The organism is Leptospira koniambonensis (assembly GCF_004769555.1).
In the GTDB taxonomy this organism is placed as follows: Bacteria; Spirochaetota; Leptospiria; order Leptospirales; family Leptospiraceae; genus Leptospira_B; species Leptospira_B koniambonensis.
On the sequence record NZ_RQFY01000001.1, the window covers coordinates 601996 to 618602 of the forward strand.

Here is a 16607-nt window from a genome sequence, read left to right on the forward strand (position 1 = left end):
AAGTTTAATCTATATAATTTTGTGATTATAGCTCAACAGTCACCCTCAAAAAAGTAGCAGGAATTGAAATTCCGATCGAGCCACTTTGATTCTGAGAAGTAGCAAGCTCAATTAGCTGCCTACGTAACTCTTTTATTCTTCCGCTCTTCTGCGCAGCCTCAAAAGCATTCATAGTTGGTCCGTAAAATTTTCCGAGTAACTCAATCAAATCTTCAGGAGTTTTATCTGGTGAAATAAAACTATATGTGTCTTTAAGTAGAGAAATTTTCTCCGCTTTTGCACCAGCCTTAACAAAATAATCCATCACATAAGATTTCATTCCCCAGGTCATTGGGCTTACAAAACCTTCTGGAGGCGGAGGCGAGAAGGATGCGCTAATCTTCAATAGTTGAGAAACAAATGAAGTCGGATCATTTGGGATCCAATTCCCCATAACGATACGACCACCAGGTTTGGTGACCCGGACCATTTCGCTTGCTACATCAAATGGTTTAGGAGCAAACATTGCACCAAATACAGAAAGAGTAAGATCAAAAGAATGATCGGAGATTTCTTTTAAATCACATGCATCTCCTTCTTGGAATTTTAAATTGTAAAGACCTTCTTCTTTTGCTCTTTTATTTCCTGCCTTCACTAAGTTTTTTGCGATGTCTATCCCGACTACCTCTGATCCGGTCCTTGCGAGCGGGATTGCAGTAGTCCCATCTCCAGATCCTAAATCTAAAATTTTTAATGGAGATATTATTCCAAGATGAATTACGAGCTCTTCTCCCGATTTGCGCATCAAAGAAGCGATCTCAGTAAAATCGCCTTTCTCCCATAACATTTTGTTTGGATTTTCCGATCCAGATTCCAAGGCAAGTTCGATCATATAAGTGTAAATCCTATTATAGAGTAGTATCTTCTTTCCAACCTTCTACCCAAATCAGGGCAGAATAAATTCTCAGTGACAGGATGATTATATTTGCAGATGATGAAAGCTCCTTGTATAATTCTGCAACCTATGGAAATTAATTCTCACCCACTCGATCGACAAGAAAGGATTTGTATTTGGGGGAGCCGTTGTTTGTTTGCGGGATATCTTCCCGATCTAACATTACGTCGAAGAGCCGCAGCTACAGTTTGTATCAGCTTGGACGGAGAATTCCAAATTTCTTTAAATGATACTGATTGGATCTCTTTTCGTTCCGCACTCATCCCGCCGATGGTAGATCATTCTATCCGATTTACGGGAAAGTTCTGCATATTACTCTTTATGGATTTAAGTAGTCCTAATTATGAATCGTTAAGAGCAACTAATCTTGAAAGTGAAACAGACGGTATCTTTATTTCATTAAGGGAAGAAGAACAATTATTCAGTAAGATCAACCAAATCCTTTCTAATGATCCTAACTCAGAAGAAACATTATTAGAATTATTAAATCAAATCCCTCCGATCGTGGAAAATGATTCCAGAACGATAGACCAACGTATCCAAAAAATCGTAGAATTGATCACTACAATGCCTCATGAAGATCATTCAGCAAAAGATCTGGCAGAATTTGCGGGAATGTCTGTATCTAGCCTAGAACACCAATTTAAGAAGGAGATTGGTATTCCATTTCATTCTTTTCGCACTTGGTTTAGACTCAAATTAACAGTGTATTCACTTTTACATGGAATGAGTCATACTGATTCTGCACATCGTGCTGGATTTTTTGATTCCGCTCATTTTACTCGGACCTTTCGAGCAACATTTGGTTTACCTCCTTCTGAAATATTCAGAAGTACAAGACATCTGAAATCATTTATAGAAGTACCGGCAAGCTACGCAGAAGCTTAATAGAATCTGCGTTTTTTATAATTTTCTTCTATTCGTAACTAAGATACGTTCTCATCTCCCCCTTACCTTTCACATCTATTAATCTTCGAATTTCTATTTGAGAAGTATCTTCCAGAAGCTCATAAGTTGTTTCAGAGATTTGGATCCGGCCTGGTACACCATGAGATTCTAAACGACTTGCAGTATTCACAGCATCACCCCAAAGATCGTATGCAAACTTTTTTTTACCGATCACGCCTGCAACAACCGGTCCAGAGTGGATGCCAATTCTCATTCTTAAAGGTTTTCCAGAAGGATCATGCAAGGTTTTTACGAACTTTTGCATTTCAATCGCCATCTTCATTGCTGCTTCCGCGTGCTTTTCATTCCAAATCGGAATACCAGAAACAGCCATATATGCGTCTCCGATCGTTTTAATCTTTTCCATACCGTATTTTTCAGCGAGAAGATCAAAATGGGAAAATACATCATTCAGAAAATGAACCAAAGTTTCGGGAGAAACCTTTTGAGAAATTACAGTGAAGTTTTCTATATCTGCAAATAATATAGAAACCATTTTATATCCATCTGCAATTGTAGATGGATTATGTTTTAATCTTTCCGCAATAGGTTCAGGCAGAATATTCAGAAGAAGATTTTCTGCTCTATCATGCTCCTGTTTGTTTTTAGAAATAAAATAGTATAAACTAAAAAAAGTAAGAGTCCCTGCTCCTACAATATTGATCACAAAAAATAATATCTGCATATTACGCTCTACCTTTGGCACGGGCAGATGCAGATAAAATTCTGCAATTCCAGTTAAAACTAAAACGATCAGAAATAATCCAAACCAGACTAGTCCCTGACGAATTGGAGCGAAAGAAAGAGCTCCCAGTGGACAAAGGATCGCCCAGATGATCACAGCTCCAGAATTTTCAAAACCACCTAAACTTAATTGTAAGAGTACAGGAAGTATTAAGATAAAAAGAAATTGAAGAAATCTAAAAGCTAAGTATTTACCTGTAACAAAAACAAAAAACAGGCTCAATAAACTTAAGACAGCATAACCTCCCGGGATTACAGCAGATTGAGGAAAACCTAATATAAAATATAAAAAGCTCCATAAAAAACCAGCAGCAGTAAATGCCATCGAAAAATTGATGAGCCCATCCTTATGAAGTTTATCTCGTTCTTTAGTTCTCATAGTTTTTAACTCTCATTTCTTCAATAGACTAAGAAGAAAAGATCCAACATTTGTATAATTCTGCAAAACCCTAAAAAATCTTCGGCCTCTATAAATTTTTTCCAAGTATTGCAGGATTATACAAGATCAAGAGATCGAAGAATCGTATATTGATGTATATGCACGTTACAAAAGGTAAAAACAAAAAATGAATGATATTCTTTTTTACCAACTATACGAATCTCAATCTTCTACCTATACTTACTTGATTGCTGATCCGGAAACCAAAGAGGCAGCGATCATAGATCCGGTTTGGGAAACTGTTGATAGAGATCTAAAACTGATCAGAGAATTAGGTCTCTATCTAATGTATATTTTAGAAACTCATATACATGCGGATCATATCACAGGAGCTTCTGAGATCCGTAAAAACACTATGGCTCAAACTGCAGTAAGCGCTCTGGCGGAAATAGATTGTGTAGATATTCTTCTGGAAGATGGACGAATACTTCCTCTTGGAAACAAAAGTATAAAAGCAATCGCAACTCCTGGTCATACAAACGCATGTATGAGTTTTCTATTCGAAGGAATGGTATTTACAGGAGACTCTCTATTAATTCGAGGCACAGGAAGAACAGATTTCCAAGAAGGATCCTCTGCAAAACTTTATGAGAGTATTACTCAGAAATTATTCTCACTTCCAGATGAAACCAAAGTTTATCCAGCTCATGATTATAAAGGACTAACTAGCACTACAATCGCTTTAGAAAAGAAATTTAATCCAAGGATCGGAAGAAACCGTTCTAAAGAAGAATTCCAAAAGATTATGGAGGAATTACAATTTACAACTCCTAAAAAAATGCATTTGGCACTGCCCGCGAATGCAGGCTGCGGTAATTTAGAAATCGTAAGAACCATGAGCCCTCTAAGTATATCAGGAATTCCTACTGTTCTGAATGAAGACGTATTTAAGAAAATTGGAAACATTAAGATCATAGATGTACGTTCTCCAGAAGAATTTCGCGGAGAGTTAGGACATATTCGAACTTCTCAACTCGTAACATTAGGCCCTGATTTAACAAAATTTTTAGAAACAGGTGATCGTTTCGAAGAGATCATCTTTGTATGCCGCAGCGGAAAACGCTCACAACAAGCAACGGAAGAAAGCATTCGTTTAGGATATAAATTCACATCCAATATGGCAGGAGGGATGGTGAATTGGAATGAGAAATACCTGCCCAAGGAGTAAGAAGAATGGAAACAGATTGGATAATGGGACTCGTTGGCGGAGTGATAATTGGTATCGCTGTCTCTTTAATGCTTTTATGGAACGGAAGAGTAACCGGAGTCAGTAGTATTGTGTATGGCGTATTGATCCCTGTCAAAGGAGATCTAGCTTGGAGATGGTATTTTATAATTGGATTACTATTAGGCGGTCTTTCTTTGAAAATCTCAGCGCCGGAACTTTTAGCTGCAGAATTACAGACAACGGCATGGATCGGATCACTTGCAGGAGTGCTCGTTGGATTCGGAGCAATGTTAGGAGGAGGCTGCACGAGTGGACATGGAGTTTGTGGAGTAAGTAGAGTCTCTCCAAGATCCATAATAGCTACAATCGTATTCATGAGTGCTGGAATGGCAGCAGTAGTATTCCTCAGAAAAACAGGGCTATATATATGAAATATAATATAGGAGCACTCATCGTAGGTTTATTATTTGCAATTGGGTTAGGAATGTCCGGAATTTTACAACCTTCAAACATCCTAGGATTCTTAGATGTATTCGGAAAATGGAATCCTACCCTACTTTTCACAATGGCTGGAGCAGTTGGAGTTCATTTTATCACTTACAAATTGATACGAAAAAGAAAAACTCCAATGTTCTCAAAAGACTGGTTTATTCCGACCAGGCAAGAAATCACTCCTGCTTTGATAATCGGAAGTTTGATTTTTGGAATCGGCTGGGGACTTGGAGGTTATTGTCCTACAGTTTCAGTCACAACTCTTGCAAGTTTTGAAACAAGACCTCTAATCGTTTTTGTGAGTATCATTATAGGAATGTTTCTGTTTTGGTTCCTGGATAAAAAAATGAATTTAAAAAGCAGATTAGAATAAACGAATGCTAATCCTAGGATATATATCTTCCTTTATCATGGGAACTATGCTCGGCCTCATTGGTGCGGGAGGTTCAATTCTCACAGTTCCCATTCTTTTCTATTTCTTTGGACAAGATGCAATTTTTGCCACAACAAACTCTTTGTTCGTAGTTGGAATAGCAGCTTTAGTCGGAGCAATCATCCAAGCAAAAAAGGGAGATACAAATATAAAAGTTGGAATATATTTCGCAGTACCCAGCTTTTTAGGAATTTATATTGCGAGATATATACTTCTTCCCTCCATTCCGAATATCTTAATTTCTGATTTCGGGGTCACACTCACAAAACCTTTATTGGTAATGATCATTTTTTCGGTATTAATGGGTTTTAGTTCTTGGGCGATGATCCATTCAAATAGCTCATCTAGCATAGAGAGAACTAAACTCTCAGCAATACCACCTAATATTATATCGATTGGAATCAAAGGATTTATAATCGGGATAATCACAGGCTTTGTAGGAGCAGGAGGAGGATTTCTGATTATTCCAGCTCTGGTAATTGTACTCAAACTTCCAATCAAAAAGGCAGTAGGTACATCACTTGCGATCATTGCCGCAAATTCCCTTTTCGGGTTCGCGATCAGCTTCAGAACAGCACAAACTGAAAATTGTCCGTTACTTCTCACTATTTGTGCTTTAGGAATTGCAGGAATGTTTTTAGGACAGAATCTTTCAACCAGAATGAATGAAAGAAATCTGAAAATTGGTTTCGGTTATTTTACGTTGGCTATTGCTTCTTTCATCTTATGGGATCAGGGGTTTAATTTATAGAAAACATAATTTTATTTATTCCAGAAATTCAAACGAACACATTGAAAAAATATTATAAAATCATAATTAATAATTCTTGCACACTTCATTAAATATACATTAGATATTTGAGTTTTCCTTATGGAGTGAAGGAAGAAATCCAGATAGTATGCTCATTTCTTCCAAACAATGAATCTGCAGATCTTTCCCTCCAGAACGACTTACAGCTACCAGCCGAATAATAGGCAAATTGGCAAAAGATGAAAGCCTGAAAATACTGAATTTAGAGCCTCGAGCCTTTACATGACCCAGCCAAAAACGAGATCGCATTTCAGAACCATCTTCTGTTCGCTTAACCGCATGGCATAAAAGACCAAAATTTACTGGCAAATCCAAATCACCTACGATAGCACAAGCAACAAAATGATCCTTATCATTCGGATCCACATCGAAGAACAAAGCCGGATCTACAAAGTTGATCCGGAGTTTCATCAGAATAGAGCCTATATATTCATGAACAAGGTGACTTGCGCCGACTAAGGCTCCGGGCTCTTTCGATTCCCAATCCATCCAGACATGAGCTTTGGGATGCCAACGTTTATAATCTTCCGTAGTTTGGAGATATTCAGAAAACCAGAGCCTCACCATTTCCGGCGTCACTCCTGGCATAGGAGTAAGTGCCGAGACTTGCAATGTGCCATTCAAAAGTCTTTCTAAGGCTGTCGCGAAGTCACCGTTAAGAAGATCATCCAGTTTCCTAGGTTTGGAAAAGGCCGATAACCCCAAATTCAAAATCAGAAATATTAATACAAATCCGGCAAACCACAGTAATCCCATAATACAACTCTGTGCATTTTCTTAAGATCTGTCAATAAATTAGATCATGTTCTAGTTTTATTTAAAATCGGTTTTCAGCCTAAAAGCCTCCTACTTACCAAACTTAGGCTTTCCAGATTTCAGATTTAATTTCTTCTCCAATTCTACTAAGAACTTCCCGTATATTTCCTGCACTTTCTCTCATCAATGTCTTTGCAAAAATTTTAAAATATTATAATTTTTTGATACTTTCATTTCGGATTCACCCAAATCGCTTTCAATAAGATCTCCGCCATTTTCTTCTAAAAAGTATTTTTTATCCTTATACAAAATTCCTCTGGAGTTTTTCGGCCCCCAGGAATAGAGCGGCATTTGAAACTCGTAGTTAGAATTAAAAAAGGAGGTCCCATCCTTTTCATCATAAGATCCAAAATCCAAAAGTTCTAATAAAGATGGAAATACATCATGGATCCCACCCTTTTCCGCACTTGACATCAAAAGCCCCGGAGAATAATAAAGAAAAGGCACTCGTACTTCCTCGTTTCGAATCGAGAATCCATGCTTATAAACCCCGAACTTTCCAAAGGACTCTCCATGATCCGAAAGAAGTAAATAAATTGTTTGGTTTGGCGTCCTATCTTCATTTTTTCGCACAAAAGAATCTATGAGATGGAGTTCGTTCTCCAAGGAATTTAAATAGCGTCCGTAATCAGAATCTTCTTCAAATTTATGAAATTTCTCGGGAAGGGGATTAAAGTAAGGAGAATGAGTATTCGTAAAGTATAAAATATACAAATAGGGAGAAACATCTAATTTAGAAAAATCGGATGCAAAATCTACAAGGACCGAATCTTCCAAGCCCCATTGAAACTCTTTGTAATCCTTTTTTGCATTGCTTCTAAAATAATTTCGATCGTAAAAATAAATTCGCCAATCCTCCATCATCCTTCGAATATTTTCGAAATAGCCTGGGCCAGAAAATAAAAATCGTATCTTATAACCAGCTCTTTCAAACTCTGCTGTTATAGGTTTTGCAGACTTTATATCTTCAGAATTTGGCTCTCTTCTCGAATCAGAATAGTTCCCAGTAAATAATGAAAATAAAGAATTCGAACTATGAGGAACTGGTACAAAAAAATATTCAATCTCTCCCCAATTTTTGAATGAAGACCGATCTACTTGCATAAAGGCTTCTTTACTAACACCTTCCAAAAGAAAAATAATTATATTTTTATTATATTTTGGTTTAGAATTCGAATTTGATTTTGAAAATCGATTTAAGGTCTTTAGGTCCGGATCAGAGACTAACTTTCCTGCAAATAACAGGGTATAATTACACCCGACTATGAGAAGAAAAATTAAAATTGGAATCGCGGGAAATCCGGTTCTACCCTTTTCCAAAAATAGCCTATTGGCTTTCGGGATAAAGAGAAGACATACTATACTAGAGAATAAGAACCAGAAATGGTAAAGGAACCCTAACCTACTCAAGGCAGAAAAAGAATCGTAATATAAAATTCCTAAATTTTGAAAGAAATATAATGTTAACCCAAAATCGGGAACTAATTTCAGGTTTGCATACGAAAGCCCAGAAAGATAGAAGATCAAATGAATTAGGATTAAATATAGAATTTGAACATAGCCCAGATAGGGAGATCCGTCTTTCTTTTCGAAAAAATATAAGGCAATAAATAAAAAAATCGTTAAGAAGCAGATCGCTACAAAAAGAAAAAGCGAGATCCGAAACAAGCCAGGCCCTATCAACAAACCGAAGTAAGATGAAAACAAGGAAATGATTGGAAAGATCAAATAAAATCCAGATCGCCAAAACATTTCTATTCCACTTTAAAATAAAATTCTTCCAATACAACTTGGTTGCGATAAATCGAAAATCGATGGGTACCTTTACTCAAAGAAATCGTTAACTCAACCTCCGCAAAGAATGGTTTTCTTCCTTGTTCGTCAATCTCATAGGAGTATTCTTCGCTTCGAGCTTGGCCTGGATATAGAATTCGAATCGGAATTTTCTGTAGCTTGCTGGGTAGATTCGAATCGATTATATATGTCTCTCCTTCCGCTGGAGACAAGACAGAAGGAACATCCTCGTGATAAAAATTAAGTTCTGAAAAATTTTTGGGATGATCCAATTTGCAAACTTCATTATTTGAATCTGATTTAGGAAATATCTCCCGATATGTAAGGCAATTTTCTCCAGCAGGGGATCCGCTTAATCTACAATACGTCCTTTCCTCGAATTCGGAAGGATACAGAAATGAATGTTTTTTATCCTTATATAGATGCCTCATAACTGATTGGAAAATCCTGCCCGCGCCAAAAGCTCCTGATATATTTGCAGTTCTCTCTCCATTAAAATTTCCAACCCAAACCGCAACGATATACTCTTCCGTAAAACCGATTGTCCAAGAGTCGCGATAATCTTTTGAAGTCCCCGTCTTTGCCGCAACCGCAAAAGGAAAATCGAGAAAGTTACGCGTCCCAAAGACCCTGCGACGAATTTCTTTGTCTGCAAGTATATGTTTGATCTGGATGGAACTCCTTAAACTTAGGACTTTTTTCGCAGAGCCAAAATTAACAGACTCTCCATTTTCCATTCTACCTAATCGAATAGGAGTTAGCCTTCCCTCATTAATAAAAAGAGAATATACTCTCGCGAGTTGAATTAGATTCGACTCTCCCACCCCTAATGCGATTCCCGCTCCATAATATTCGGGTTCTTTAGTTAGATGAGCCATTCCCACGTCTCTTAAGGAACGAAGAAAGAAATCGATCCCTAATTTTTGCATCATTCGATATGCCGGAGTATTTCTGGATAATGCCAATGCTTCTCTCAGAGTCATTCTGCCCCAAAAACTTAGATCGCTATTTTTGGGACGAAAACTGGACTCAGAATCCACTTTTACACTCACTTCGGAATCGGTCAGAATTGTGCTCGGTTTGTATCCGAATCGATCCATCGCAAGCGCATATAGAAATGGTTTTAGGGTACTCCCTGCATTTCTCAAGGCAATGGTTCCATTTATTTGGCCGGAAACCTCTTCACTATAATCTTTAGAACCGACCATGGATACCAATTGTAAAGCTCCGTCTTCTTCACTTTTTCTTAATACTAGAACAGCACCGTCATTCGCACGAAATTGTTTTAGGTAAGTAAGTTCGGCGGCTAATATACTACGAATTGTTTCCGTCAAATTCAAAGAAAATTCTGATTGGAATTTACCAGACAGATTCGGGTATTCCTTCCGAATCCAATCGATATAATGAGAAGCGACCGTTCCTTTAGAACCGTTTGAATACTGCCTATTTTCAAATATTCCCGTTTCGATCTGAGAAATATTCGCGGAACATTCAGCACAAATCTTAAGGCGAACAGATTCATATCGTTTCAAAAAAGATTCCCTCGTCATCGATGGATTTCTAAGGAGAATAACTAAGGATATCGAATCTTCTCTCGTCAGGAAATGTACATCTTTCCCTAAAATCCGTTTGGAAGCGACAGAAAAGCCAGATTGATTGAATTTTGTAGGAACTCGATTTAAATAGGCTTCCAAAATCCTATTCTTGTCGAATGCAAGGTTTAAATAAATAGCATATAGAATCTCTTGCAATTTACGCAAATAGATATTCTTGGATAATGTAGAAGAAAAAACGATCCTAGCCAATTGCTGATGGATTGTGGAGCCTCCAGAAACGATACGACCTTTGGAATAATTTTGGTAAGAGGCTCTAACGATCGCAATTGGATCTATTCCTAAACTATAATAGAACCTCTTATCCTCCAATTCTAGCACAGTTCTTTTCAGGTTTTCAGGATATTCGGAAATAGGAATCCATTCTGTGAATGTCTCCTCTTCCTTTGTAGGCAAACGACTCATTGCAATCTTCTCTGAAGAATAAAATGCAAGAGACTGCTCCCCCTTTAAATATGCCCCGTCGATAGGTAACAACCTTAGGATAAAAAAAAGAAGTGGGATAAGATAAAATTCAAGCCAAAGCATGATTCGCTCCGGAAAATTTCAACTTCCTCATCTCACAACCTAATGAACATTAATCGGACCACCTGCAGTTCGTCCGAAAATTTCTGGCTCATACATCAACTTCGCCTGTGCGGCAGGGAAATTCGCAGTCCCTCTTTGGGTAGGCCTTAGGAAATAAAAATACTCATGTGCGCCTTCCCAAAGATAATTTGCGGTGAACAGGAATTGATCGTCTCTGTATTCGGTCCTTTCTCCAGAATAATTCCAATAGTATTCTTCATTAAGAGTCTTTTTGGGTAGATTCAATGAAACACTTTCCGTATCGAATTCAGGATTCATAATCTCCATATTGGAAGGGATCGGATCGGTCAAAACGAATTGTCTTGCTGGTTTCGGATTGATCACCGTCAATTTCACCAGATAGATTTTACCTCTTACGAAATCGTTTTTGACCTTACGTCCGAAAGGAAACGCCTTGGATTTGTCGGAAATATCGAAAATCTCCCGATGAACTTCAAACCCTTCGTCTCTTGCTTTTACTTTAGGTAAGATTGGCTTATATTCCAAAGATGCTCGATAATACATTCTCCCGGAGGACTTTTCGTTTCTTACGATAAAGTCCTGAACCGTTCCTGGACTCACCAAAGAGTAGAGATCGTCCAAAGAGAACGTGAAATTCGCAGATCGTAATTCATTCGGAGGAAATGTGGTCTTCGCAATCTGTTTACTCCCGATGGACGCGCTTATTATTTTTTCTTCGGTAAAATTCTTTTCGTAAACGTCACGATACATCTTGAGACTGTAAGCCATGGCACCCGTACTTTGGCTATCGACCCAATATCTATTATCTCGATCACTTATCACTGCTGAAACGATCTTAGGTATCAAAGGATTTCCTGAATCAAGAATCATCAATGCCCTCAAAACAATCGCCAAACTTGAGGAAGACGTATAGAACGCTCCTCTGTAACTTCCCCAACTATGTTCCTTTACAAATACATTTTCGTTCGTGATCTCCAAGGAATTCAAAATCGATTCTATTAAAAACTTGGTATTACTATCTTCTTTGTAGTTTTTCACCTTTTCGATCTTACTGATCGCGATCGCAAGATAGGCCCTGGCTCGAATCGAGAGCGACTTTTCCTTATCCATTAATACGGATACAATTCCTTTATCATAAATGCCCTCTTCGGAAAGAACATACGCTATATAGGATAAGGTTTCGAGGATGTAAGAATAACCATCCTTAGGCGGCTCTTTTACATAATTCCTTAAATAAGAAATACCTTTAGAATATAAGGATGAGTTCACAGAATAACCCGCCTTCTTTGCAGCCTGTAATGTAAACATAACATGGGCGCTCAAGTACGGATCCGAGATTTGTTTAAAACTACTATCTTTCCAAAGAGTGAATCCTCCGTCCGAATTCTGAAATTCGTCTATCTCATCTAAGAATTGATCCTTGATCTTAAAAAAATCATATCCGCTAGAATCGGAAGGTTTAAATCCAAAATCTTCAAGTAGGTTTCCGGATGTCATCGCCAGTAAGAAAGCTGAGGTTCGTTGTTCGGCACAAGAATAAGGATTTGTCTTATAAAAATGGAACCCCTTTTCCAGACCGATAAGAGCACTCGTTGAAAATCGAATATTCAAAAAACCGGAACCAGGCTCAATCCCGCTAGGACTCGGAAATTTTATCGCTTCCTTTTCTTCTTTCTCTGTGAACCAAGAAAGTGCAAAGGCTTCTTCTGGATTGGATTCCTTGATAGGGAATTGGAATGCGAGACGATCCTTATACTCGAATTGAGGAACCTTTTTATCAATATATCGCTGCCAATTGGTAGGTTCCGCCCCTAAGACTCCTTTTATTATTGGAAGAAAATTCTTTTTTGTCTTTTCTGAATTCTTTTCCAACTCGATAAGTTTATAATTCAAAGAAACACGGAAGGTAACTTCTACTGACTCGTCCTTAAATACGAAAACTTTTTTTGCAAGTTCATTCGATCTCAGATAAGGACTTTCCAAGTAAACCTTGAATTCTTGACTATTTCCCGTTTGGTTGATGAGGGTAACGCCAATTTCCATCGAATCTCCGGAGCGAATAAATCTAGGAGTGTTGCCGAGTAAAACAGTTGGCTTAGCTACCTTGAATTCTTTTTCGAATTCGTCGTATTTTCCATTCAAACTTCCAGTAGCCATCATCTTAAATGTAGTGAGGTTATCCGGAAGTTTGAATTCGATATTCTTTTTTCCGTCGGCTCCCATGATGATATTCGGGGACCAAAATGCGGTATAACGTATGTTTTTCCGAGTTCCGTCTTCCGAATCCACATTAAATCCTCCGGATCCGTTTCCATACACATCTCCTCCCGGGTTTTCCCCTTTCTGGGCTGCATAGAATTGGTCGATCAATAGTTTCCGTATTTCTAATATTCCTACCGATAGAGGCCAGTTTTTATAAAAGAAATGAAGGGGATCTTCATAGGAATAAGAGATTAGATCTAAAACCCCTCTGTCTGCTACACTTAAGGAAACTTCCGCATTCGGTTCTGATTCAATTGAGAGACGAACTATTTCTCCGGGACGATAATAATCCTTATCTGCATTAATTACTAATTTCAAACGTTTAGATTCGTTGGAAACATCCAACTTAATTACGTTGGTCTTAATTTCCGGTTTTCCCAGATCCTTTTCAAGAAAATCTTTCTTTTCCTTGGGACTGAGTGAGTCAGCAGGAAACGTTCTAGGTCGGATCACAGTCACGCCTACATAAACGTTTGGAAGATAGTCTTCCTTAATCGGAATCTCCAAAGGAACTCCCGCCTGGGTCAGATCTATACTTTTCTGCCAAAGCACCTTTTCCCTTTCTATAGTCACGATCGCCTTAGCTTTCGGAAAATTTGATTTAACTAGGATCTTAGCAATATCTCCAGGTTTGTAATTTGTCTTATCCGGAATAAGTCCTACAGTATTATCGTCCTTAGAATCCCAATAGATTGCTTCTCCACCATATGCATAGAAGAGCACTTTAGCAAATCCTAACCCACCTTTCTCTTGGACAGTAATGCTATAGGAGCCTGGAGAATTCGGTTGGTAAATAAAATCGATCGGATTAGAAGAAAGGACCACCTCCGATTGAGAAACAAGTTCGTTCATTAGAGTATTCTTAGTTTGGAAAGAACCGTTAGGTCCCTTTGTCCTTACAGAACTCCATACACGTTTTAAAACGCGAACCACCGCAGACTTACCTGAAATTGCTATTCCTCCCTTAGGGTCCACAGCGATTAGATTAAAATGGAATTTTCCAGTATATACACCATAGCGGTTAATTGATTTTATACCTGGAGAAAAATTTCCAGAATATACATTAAACTCTTTGGTCTTGGTTACCGTTTTATCGTCCTTATCATGAACGGTAGCAGAAGCTGCTACTCGATAAGGAGAACTCATACGGAACTCCATTACAGAAGGTTTATGGATTTTCTCCAAAATCAGCATCGGTTTTAAATCCACGCTGAATTTAGCTTTTCCGTCGATACCTAATTTTTTTTGATCTCCACTAAAAAAACCAGTTTGAGAATAATCTCTTTGTTCACCGTAATCATTTTCTTCTCCGAATTGGTATTCCGGATAACCTTGGTGATTGGAATTTTTGTAACGATCTAATTTATAATCATAGATTGCCTGTGACATAGGAGCTCCAAAAAGATAACGCCCTTCGACACTGATCTCTTTTTTAGCACCTACCTTATCATCTTCCAATCCGCTCAAATCCACATAGAAGTTGACCGGACGGAAATCCTCCACCTGGAAAGTATTATCCGCAAACGTATTATCTCCCTTAGAAACCGAAATCGTGTAATGCCCGAGATTCGCATCTTCCGGAATTTCGTAATCCCCCCAAATCCCACCTTGTTCTGAAGTCATTAAGCTCTCCGATTTTTCTTCGGAGTTCTCAGGATTCGTAATCTTAACGATAACGGTTTGCTTTTTGAGTGGATTCAGTTTACCATTTCTGATCTCAGAGAGAATTGCCTTCCAGTGCATCTTCTCTCCTTTTTTATATAGCTTACGATCAAAGTATATATTTCCTCTCAAAAAGAAGTTATCACTGGAATAACTGAAATGATTTGAAAAAGAATACATAGAGACACTGTAATTCTTATCTTCTACGAAAGATTTGTCTTCTCCAGACTCTGCTAAATAAATATTTCCAGTTACAATCGAACAATGACCCGACTCATCAGTTTGACAGTTCCCCAACTGTTTTTTATCCTTGGAGAAAGATTTTATCGAGACTCCTTTAATCGGAGTTCCTAACGTAATGGAATGCACCCATACTTCGGAGCCAAGCATAGATCTCTTTACCGTTAAACCCAAATCTGTGGACTGAACGAATTGTTTCGCAGGTTCCCCATCCACGGAATCCGATGAGAGTTTAATGGCGAGCCAACCTGTTTTATTCTTCTTTAAATAAGGAGAAAGATCCAAACCGACTTTTGCACCCTGATGATGTCCTACACCTGTTTTCCATTCATAAGATTTGAAGCGGAGCCGATTAAAATTATATTTAGAATGATATTCTCTTTCGAAGTCGTAAACGGAAGAAAATGGAACTTCTGCAACTTCCAACTTCATGTTTTGAATATTGGCAATATCGATTCCTAAAGTTTGTTTGAGACTTGATTCTAATACTGAGTCATATGTATTTAAATAATAAGAAGGGCGATAATCCGGCATCGTAAATGTAAATTCGCGACCCCCTACTAATGGATGCCCGTATTCATCTCGTAGAGTCTCAGGGAATGTGAATTTATATGTCACACCTGACTTTAGATCCCAGGAAGAAATTCCGATCGAACGTACGGATCCAGCATATTTTTCTAATATTCTTGCTTGAGGTTGGATCTGAACCGAATCATAGACAGTTTTTCCGTTCACAGGATTATTAAAAGAAAGCCTGCAATATCCTCTTCCTTGGAAATACTCGAAATTACAATCGTTCAAACTGATCTTTAAATTTTCCGGTCCCTTAAAATCTCCGCTTAATTCCTTTGAAAGAGAAACATCAGTCTTACTCGCCTTTATACTCTTGTTTGCCTGCAAATGTATGGCAGAATCGATTGGAAATGCCTGAGAGGCTTTTAGAATAATCAGTCTTTTGGAATTTTTGGCAAACCGAGTCTGAAACGGGAACGGCTTTCCATTTACTAAGAGTTCGATTCCTTTATCCAAAGATTTCGGATCCACATCTTCGCTGAAAGAAAATTGGAATTCCTGATTGGGGTGAATCGGCGCCGAACTGTCTTGATAATAATAGCCGTATTCTTCATCCTCATAATCGACGTTATAATCCTTCCTATCTTGGTACAAGGATATATTATGAATTTCCAATTCCGGATATTGTATAATGAAATTCTCTTGAAAGTCTTTTGGGAGATTTTTACCATTAATCGACTTTAGGCCGGCCTTGACAGTGAAGGTATATTCCTTTCCGGCAATCCATTCTCCGTCCGGAACAAAGGAGCAGATCCGAGTTCCGTACCAACGGAATTTTCCTGCAATTGCAGGTTTGATTTCGAATACCCCTTTTGTCTCCTCTTCTAAACTTGTAAGAGGAATGAGAGGGTGATTGAATACGACAGTGACTTCTTTCTTACTTCCTGTATATGGGAGATTTCCACTAGGAGTCGCTTGCAATACGAGTAATATAGAATCATCTACAGGAGGAGGGGGTTCTGAGAATTTTCCCAAATCCAAATCCAGTTTTTGCTGCCAAGGGAATCTAAATGGAAGATCAAATGCAAAGAGTGTCGCACTGAATAAGAGCATGACTGCGATGCAAATAACGGCAAAAGGTCTAATTCCTAGGATTCTCAATAGCGCAAGTCTCATCAATAATTCTCTC

11 protein-coding genes are annotated in these 16607 nt (G+C 38.1%); 5 read left to right on the forward strand and 6 right to left on the reverse strand.

What is annotated here, in order from left to right; translation table 11 throughout:
* Nucleotides 1–25 precede the first annotated feature (25 nt).
* Nucleotides 26–871, reverse strand: a complete 846-nt coding sequence (locus EHQ52_RS02705) for a class I SAM-dependent methyltransferase (RefSeq protein WP_135613743.1) — start codon at nt 869–871, stop codon at nt 26–28.
* A 99-nt stretch (nt 872–970) separates the two neighbouring features.
* Between EHQ52_RS02705 and EHQ52_RS02710 the strand changes: the two genes are divergently transcribed.
* Entirely contained in the window at nt 971–1822 is an 852-nt protein-coding gene (locus EHQ52_RS02710) for a helix-turn-helix domain-containing protein (RefSeq protein WP_135613744.1), read from the forward strand.
* A 28-nt stretch (nt 1823–1850) separates the two neighbouring features.
* On the opposite strand, the gene EHQ52_RS02715 is transcribed toward EHQ52_RS02710, so the two are convergent.
* Complete coding sequence (locus tag EHQ52_RS02715) at nt 1851–3005, reverse strand: adenylate/guanylate cyclase domain-containing protein (RefSeq protein WP_135613745.1); 1155 nt, start codon at nt 3003–3005, stop codon at nt 1851–1853.
* Between the two features lie 187 nt (nt 3006–3192).
* On the opposite strand from EHQ52_RS02715, the gene EHQ52_RS02720 reads away from it, so the two are divergent.
* Genes EHQ52_RS02720 through EHQ52_RS02735 form a run of 4 tightly spaced genes read left to right on the forward strand, consistent with a single transcriptional unit; the run spans nt 3193 to nt 5909 of the window.
* On the forward strand, nt 3193–4233 hold the full coding sequence (locus EHQ52_RS02720; RefSeq protein ID WP_135613746.1) for an MBL fold metallo-hydrolase: 1041 nt from the start codon (nt 3193–3195) through the stop codon (nt 4231–4233).
* Between the two features lie 5 nt (nt 4234–4238).
* Entirely contained in the window at nt 4239–4664 is a 426-nt protein-coding gene (locus EHQ52_RS02725; RefSeq protein ID WP_135613747.1) for a YeeE/YedE family protein, read from the forward strand.
* Nucleotides 4661–5098 (forward strand): DUF6691 family protein, encoded by a 438-nt coding sequence (locus EHQ52_RS02730; protein WP_135613748.1) that lies wholly within the window; start codon nt 4661–4663, stop codon nt 5096–5098. Before EHQ52_RS02725 ends, EHQ52_RS02730 begins: the two co-directional genes overlap by 4 nt.
* A 4-nt stretch (nt 5099–5102) precedes the next feature.
* Nucleotides 5103–5909 (forward strand): sulfite exporter TauE/SafE family protein, encoded by an 807-nt coding sequence (locus tag EHQ52_RS02735; RefSeq protein WP_135613749.1) that lies wholly within the window; start codon nt 5103–5105, stop codon nt 5907–5909.
* A 99-nt stretch (nt 5910–6008) separates the two neighbouring features.
* Here the strand turns inward: EHQ52_RS02735 and EHQ52_RS02740 are convergent, their stop codons facing one another.
* From EHQ52_RS02740 to EHQ52_RS02755, 4 genes are all read right to left on the reverse strand, one after another.
* Nucleotides 6009–6725, reverse strand: a complete 717-nt coding sequence (locus EHQ52_RS02740; protein ID WP_135613750.1) for a DAPG hydrolase family protein — start codon at nt 6723–6725, stop codon at nt 6009–6011.
* Between the two features lie 183 nt (nt 6726–6908).
* Nucleotides 6909–7889: a sulfatase-like hydrolase/transferase gene (locus tag EHQ52_RS20015; RefSeq protein ID WP_167492156.1), complete on the reverse strand. Its 981-nt coding sequence runs from the start codon at nt 7887–7889 to the stop codon at nt 6909–6911.
* Between the two features lie 650 nt (nt 7890–8539).
* Nucleotides 8540–10720: a transglycosylase domain-containing protein gene (locus tag EHQ52_RS02750; RefSeq protein WP_135613752.1), complete on the reverse strand. Its 2181-nt coding sequence runs from the start codon at nt 10718–10720 to the stop codon at nt 8540–8542.
* A 39-nt stretch (nt 10721–10759) separates the two neighbouring features.
* Nucleotides 10760–16531 carry an Ig-like domain-containing alpha-2-macroglobulin family protein gene (locus tag EHQ52_RS02755; RefSeq protein ID WP_167492157.1) on the reverse strand — a complete coding sequence of 1924 codons (5772 nt, stop codon included), beginning with the start codon at nt 16529–16531 and terminating at the stop codon, nt 10760–10762.
* Nucleotides 16532–16607 lie beyond the last annotated feature (76 nt).